This is a genomic window from Neobacillus drentensis, from assembly GCF_036965425.1.
Taxonomy (GTDB): domain Bacteria; phylum Bacillota; class Bacilli; order Bacillales; family Cytobacillaceae; genus Neobacillus; species Neobacillus drentensis_F.
The window spans coordinates 49,277-55,812 of record NZ_JBALPP010000102.1 but is presented as its reverse complement, the minus strand read 5'-3'; the positions used below and the strand labels follow the sequence as shown (position 1 = coordinate 55,812).

6 protein-coding genes are annotated in these 6,536 nt (G+C 38.8%); 3 read left to right on the top strand and 3 right to left on the bottom strand.

Annotated features, from left to right (window positions below; genetic code table 11):
- Positions 1-153: 153 nt before the first annotated feature.
- Positions 154-276, top strand: coding sequence for a hypothetical protein (locus tag V7161_RS22440; protein WP_335715075.1), 123 nt, complete (start codon positions 154-156; stop codon positions 274-276).
- 34 nt (positions 277-310) lie between these two features.
- On the opposite strand, the gene V7161_RS22435 is transcribed toward V7161_RS22440, so the two are convergent.
- Complete coding sequence (locus V7161_RS22435; RefSeq protein WP_289986771.1) at positions 311-685, bottom strand: DnaJ family domain-containing protein; 375 nt, start codon at positions 683-685, stop codon at positions 311-313.
- Between the two features lie 140 nt (positions 686-825).
- Between V7161_RS22435 and V7161_RS22430 the strand changes: the two genes are divergently transcribed.
- Positions 826-1,026 carry a hypothetical protein gene (locus tag V7161_RS22430; protein ID WP_335715074.1) on the top strand — a complete coding sequence of 67 codons (201 nt, stop codon included), beginning with the start codon at positions 826-828 and terminating at the stop codon, positions 1,024-1,026.
- Positions 1,027-1,056: 30 nt separating this feature from the next.
- Here the strand turns inward: V7161_RS22430 and hutH are convergent, their stop codons facing one another.
- Both hutH and V7161_RS22420 read right to left on the bottom strand, forming a co-directional pair.
- Positions 1,057-2,574 carry a histidine ammonia-lyase gene (gene hutH / locus V7161_RS22425; protein WP_335715073.1) on the bottom strand — a complete coding sequence of 506 codons (1,518 nt, stop codon included), beginning with the start codon at positions 2,572-2,574 and terminating at the stop codon, positions 1,057-1,059.
- A 330-nt stretch (positions 2,575-2,904) separates the two neighbouring features.
- Positions 2,905-5,094, bottom strand: coding sequence for a DNA topoisomerase III (locus V7161_RS22420; RefSeq protein WP_335715072.1), 2,190 nt, complete (start codon positions 5,092-5,094; stop codon positions 2,905-2,907).
- 133 nt (positions 5,095-5,227) lie between these two features.
- On the opposite strand from V7161_RS22420, the gene V7161_RS22415 reads away from it, so the two are divergent.
- Positions 5,228-6,499 (top strand): MDR family MFS transporter, encoded by a 1,272-nt coding sequence (locus V7161_RS22415; protein WP_335715071.1) that lies wholly within the window; start codon positions 5,228-5,230, stop codon positions 6,497-6,499.
- Positions 6,500-6,536 lie beyond the last annotated feature (37 nt).

Here is a 6,536-nt window from a genome sequence, read left to right as displayed (position 1 = left end):
AGAGAGGAAAAAAAGTCGAATTTCCCTTTTAATTTTCATAAACCTTTTTTATATTTGGTTTTAATATTTGTCTAAAATGTGACAAAGAGCATATAATGACATACGAATATACTTAATATTAATAATTTTCTAAAAAATATTAGGTGGTAATGTATGTTGACCTTAATTCATGTCTTAAATTTCTCGATTCCGATTGCATTTATGGTATTTGCAGGTTATTTTCTTGACCGTATGTGTAAACCCGCAAAAACAGAAGAAAAAGCTGGCAAAGAGTGAACTGTTAATGAGCTCCTCTACGACACAGCTTTTTTTATTTTAACTTATTTTGTACCTTTAACTCGTAATTCTTAAAAATGGAAGAATTGGTTTTTACACCTTTTTTGGACATGATTTGATTAAAACGAATCAGCTTTTCATTTAACTTTCTTTGCAGGTTTTCTTTTTCACTACTATCATCTGTTTTTTTAATTAAATCCTCGATCGTCATTAATTCCTGTCGTAAATGACTTTCCTCCTGGGTATACCCTGCATTTTTCAGCAACTTATAAGCCATCCGCAAATCCTCGGGGATTGCCGATAAATCCTCTAGCTGCATTGGTTTACCCAATCCTGGAAGATTTTCGAATTCTCCATCTTTATATGCTTTTTTAATACGGTCTTCCGAGACAATTTGAAACATATCCATGTTAAAGCCTCCTTTTTCCCATATATAAGTTAATTATATCCATTTCTAAGATACATTTTAAAGTTTACGTCTTTTTGAACAAGTAATTTTTTCTTTTCTGTTAGGGCATGCTACATGCGTATAAGAAAGGAGTGTTGAGTTTGGCTCGTGGAGAACATTTTAACCACAAAAGGAAACATCATCCAGGTGAGTTTCCACAGAATAGCCTAGTGGAAAAGCATGTAAAGGAAGCCATTGGCGACGAAGAGTTCATTGTAACCCAGGAAGCATTTAAGAATAGAATTGAGGAAGACGGCGGCCGCGGTGATACTGCACGTATACTGCCGGAACAGACAGAATAAAAAGGCGTGAGCAACTCACGCCTTTTTCCTTTAGAATGTTTCCTTTAAGCTTCTAACCATCTTGGAAAATTCAATATTTTTAAGCCACTCAGAAGCCTTATCGATATCTTTAGAAAATACCCGGTCCTGAGTAATGGCTGGAACCTGTTCCCGGCCTTTTTCAAAGAACATCTTTGTATGTGTGGCCATTTTTTCGACTCCACGGAATTCTACAGCCTGCATGGCACAAATCAACTCAATTGCAAGAACCTTTCTTGCATTTTGAATGATTTGATACGCATGCCTGGATGCTATTGTTCCCATGCTGACATGGTCCTCCTGATTCGCTGATGAAGGAATCGAATCCACGCTGGCAGGATGGGCAAGAGTTTTATTTTCTGAAACAAGTGAAGCGGCCACATATTGCATAATCATTGCCCCTGATTGTAAGCCTGGTTCAGGGCTTAAGAATGGCGGCAGATCATTTAATTGCGGATTGATTAAACGTTCAATCCTTCTTTCCGAAATGTTAGCTAGCTCGGCAACAGCAATTTTCATAAAATCCATTGCAAATGCAATTGGCTGACCGTGAAAGTTGCCTCCAGAGATTACTTTTTCACCATCATCAAAAATTAACGGATTGTCAGTTGCCGCATTCATTTCAATTTCAAGTTTTTCTTTTACATAATCAAGAGCCTGCCAAGATGCACCATGAACCTGTGGAATACAGCGAAGAGAATATGCATCCTGAACTCTAAGCTCTCCCTGCATCGTCGTTAATAAACTGTCACTTAAATATTGGCGGATTCTGGCAGCTGTATCAATCTGCTGTTGATAGCCCCTTGCCACATGAACTTCTTCTGCAAAGGCATCAATTATTCCATTCAATCCTTCGATTGTCATGGAAGCAATCAGCTCACTCTCATGAGCAAGCTGCTCAGCCTCAAGATATCCCACTACCCCCATTGCAGTCATTGCTTGAGTACCATTGATTAGAGCGAGGCCTTCTTTAGCTTCTAATGTTACAGGCAGGATTTCCTCCTGCTGAAGGGCAGAAAGGGAGTCCATGCGAGTTCCCTTATAAAAAACTTCACCTTCACCGATTAGGACTAGGGCAAGATGTGATAATGGAGCTAGATCACCACTTGCACCAAGCGATCCTTGTTGTGGAATGACAGGGATAATTTCTTTATTTACTAATTCAATAAGCTTTTCAATGACAAGCGGTCTGATTCCTGAGAAGCCCTTTAAAAGTGCATTCGCACGAAGAAGCACCATTGCTTTTGCAACAACTTCAGGGAAAGGTTCGCCTACACCACAGGCATGTGAACGAATTAAGTTAAGTTGGAGATCCTGTACATGTTCCTTGTCAATTAAAACATCACTAAATTTACCAAATCCTGTAGTAATTCCATAAACAACCTTAGATTCTGATACGATTCTTTCTACAGCTTCCCTGCTTTTTGCTGCAGCCTCCATGCTTTGTTCAGAAGCGCGTACCTTTTGCTTGCGAAAAAGCACGTCCTTCATTTGCTCAAGAGTTAAACTATTCCCAGTAAGTGTAATCATTTCTCCATCTCCTCTAATACTTTAGTATAATAAAGAAAGAGGCTGGACTCGTATCTGATTAGATTTTGAGTCCAGCCTCTTTTATGAACATAACGGAATTTTGTATAAATTTATTGCGATGCCTCATTGGTTATCATCCCATTCAAGAAATTTTAAAACTATACTGTCGATAATTATTGTATGCGAAGAAAACCCTTACTGTCAATTAAATTTTCTGAATTTTACCACGATAACACTTTAGCACAATAACAAATGAAAGGTAATAGTAATTGAAAAAAGGACCATTCACAAAGATATTTTATCTTCGTGAATAGTCCCTTTATTAGTTGGTTAATCAAATTTTAACCCCTTTAATGCTTCTGCCAACGCATTATTCAATGGTTCTTCATCTTTTTGTTGATTTTTCAGATACTTTTGTACAGTGCGCTTATCCACTTTGCCTCCAGATTCTTTTTTGCGGCGAGCTTCGAAAGCAGATAGTTTTTCACGATGTCCACATTTACATACGAAGATTTGGCCCTCGCCTTCGCCGCGAAGCTCCAGTTTTTTATGGCATTGTGGGCAGCGTGCATTAGTGACTCGGGATACATTTTTACGGTGTCCGCACTCTCGATCCTGGCACACGAGCATTTTTCCTTTTTTGCCATTGACTTCAAGCATTGGTTTTCCGCAGTCCGGACAATTTTTTGTAGAAATATTGTCATGCTTGTATTTTTTATTACTTGCTTTTATTTCAGCTACGATTTCTTTTGTGTAGTTCTTCATCTCACTGATAAACACTTCTTTTTTCAACTTGCCATGTGCAATCTGATCAAGCTTTTGTTCCCATTCAGCTGTCAAAGCCGGAGATTTAAGTTCTTCAGGGACTAAATCTAACAATTGCCGGCCTTTAGAAGTAATGTGAATATCTTTGCCGCGCTTTTCGATTAAGAATGAATTGAATAGCTTGTCAATTATATCAGCACGTGTCGCAACAGTACCTAAGCCGCCAGTAGATTTTAGTGTTTCTGCCAGTTGTTTATTTTTAGTTTCCATAAACTTCGTAGGGTTTTCCATTGCCGAAAGTAATGTTGCTTCATTAAATCTTGCAGGCGGATTGGTTTGGCCAGATGTTTGGGCGATTAGTTTCACATTTAATGTGTCGCCTTTTTCGAAGCGAGGTAAAATCTGTTCCCTTAGGTCATCTGCTGCATCATCATCTTCAAAACGATTTCCGTATACTTCTTTCCAACCAATGGTAAAAATCGTTTTTCCCCTTGCAACGAAGTTCTCATCACCGATTTTCGCACGAAGCGTTAATTGTTCGTACTCGAATGCCGGGAATAAAACTGCTAAGAACCGTTTTACAACTAAGTCATAAATTTTCCGTTCTTTATCTGTAAACGCTGCGAAATTTACATAGCTTTCTGTTGGAATAATGGCATGGTGGTCTGATACTTTGCTATCATCCACAAATGCTTTCGAAACCTTTATCGGCTTGCTTAAAATCTTGTTAGCTAAAGGACGATATTCTCCTCCCCCGCATGCCTTCAATCGTTCTGGAAGCGTTCCGACAATATCAGAAGAGATATATCGCGAATCCGTACGGGGATAGGTTAATACCTTATGCTGCTCGTATAGCTTTTGCATAATGTTTAACGTTTCCTTTGCAGAGTAACCAAAGATTTTATTCGCATCTCGCTGCAGTTCTGTTAAATCATAAAGTGCTGGGGAAAATGACTTTTTCGGTTTTTTCTCAATTTCTGTTACAATCGCATTTTGGTTTCCTAGTTTTTTTACAATTGCATCGGTTTTTTCTTTATCAAAGCTGCGACTGTTCCCTTTTGCATCTTGCCAGGTCAGCTTTAAATTGTTCAATGTTTGTGCTTCAATGCCGTAATAGGTTTGCGCTTTGAAATTTTTAATTTCATCCTCGCGTGCAGCAATGATTGCAACAGTTGGGGTTTGAACGCGGCCGCAGTTTAATTGGGCATTGAACCTGGTTGTGAGCGCGCGTGTTGCATTTAGACCAATATACCAATCAGCCTCTGAGCGGGCGACAGCTGAAGCATATAGATTGTCATATGCCTTTCCAGGCTTCAAGTTGGCGAAGCCATCCTTTATCGCTTTATCGGTAACAGATGAGATCCAAAGACGTTTAATTGGCTTATTGACTTTTACTTTATCTATAATCCAACGTGCAACTAATTCTCCCTCTCTTCCTGCGTCCGTAGCCACGATTATTTCGCTGACGTCCTTTCTAATCAATTGACTCTTTACGTCATTAAACTGTTTTCCAGTCTGCTTAATTACTGTCAATTTCAAACGATCAGGCAGCATAGGAAGATCTTCTAAATTCCATGTTTTATATTTCACATCGTAACTTTCTGGATCAGCAAGGGTAACTAGGTGCCCAAGTGCCCAAGTAACGATATATTTATTCCCTTCAAGATACCCATTTCCTTTTTTATTACAATTAAGCACACGTGCAATATCACGAGCGACAGAAGGTTTTTCAGCAATTACAACACTTTTTGCCATCTTTTAAAACATCCTTTCAAGTTTCCATAAGTTTAATATAGCATAGGAACAAAAATAATAATAAAACTGTTCCAATTAAGGGCCATATTTTAGTATGATGAAATGGCATCAAATTTGGAAACGAGGATACAGCATGAAGATAAAGGATTGGGATCCAAATCTAAAAGTTCGCTTGTTTAGTGAAGCCATGATGAACATTACCTTTTGGATGTTTTTTCCCTTTTTAACGATTTATTTTGCAGATGAATTTGGTAAAAATAAAGCAGGATTATTATTAGTATTTTCACAGATTTTTTCTGTGATTGCGAACTTAATGGGCGGATATTGTGCCGACCGCTTTGGCCGAAAACGGATGATGGTCCTATCCGCCATTGGACAGGGACTTTCCTTTTTGGCATTTGCCTTTGCAAGCTCTCCATGGTTTCATTCTCCTTGGGTAGGCTTTTTATCGTTTGCGGTTGCAGGTGTTTTTGGTTCCTTTTATTGGCCGGCAAGCCAAGCGATGATTGCGGATGTAGTCGGAGAAAAAGACCGAAGCAGCGTCTTTGCGATATTCTATACATCTATCAATATTGCCGTTGTTATTGGTCCTATTTTAGGATCCATATTTTATGTTCACTATCGTTTTCAATTACTTCTTGTTGCAGGCATGGTGTGCATTCTGCTTGGTTTAATTTTATTTAAATGGACTCGTGAAACCGCTCCTTTGCAAAGGATGGAAGACGCATCAATTGATGGAAAGTGGTATTATTTTTTAATTAACCAGTTAAGGGATTATTCACTCATCGTAAAGGATAAAACTTTCCTTTTATTTATTCTGGCTGGTGTATTAGCAGGACAGACTTTTATGCAATTAGACTTATTAATTCCTGTCTATATAAAAGATGTCGTCAAAACTCAAAATCTGTTTACCTTGGGAGATTGGTCATTTTCTGTAACGGCAGAGCAGGCCTTTGGAATTGTCCTAGCGGAGAATGGCTTCCTTGTGGCGTTATTGACGGTTATTGTAACAAAATGGATGAGTAAATATTATGAACGAAACGTATTTGTGCTATCATCTATTGTTTATGCCGTCTCCATGGTGATCTTTAGTCAAACCCATTTGATTTGGGGACTTATATTAGCAATGGCCGTATTTACGTTAGCTGAACTTATGGGCGCGGGGCTCCAGCAAAGCTTTGTTTCTAAACTGGCCCCGGAACATATGCGTGGTCAATATTTTGCCGCTGCAAGTCTGCGGTTTACTATCAGCCGGACTATCGCCCCCCTTTCAATTCCATTGACGGTTTGGATTGGGTATGGCTGGACGTTTTTGGTTTTGGTTATCTTAGCACTCCTTAGCAGCTTCTTATATTGGCTGATGTTCTATACTTTTGAAAAACAATCTATTAAAGCCGGGGCCTGATGGGTCCCGTTTTTGTTGAAATTAAATTCAAAGAATA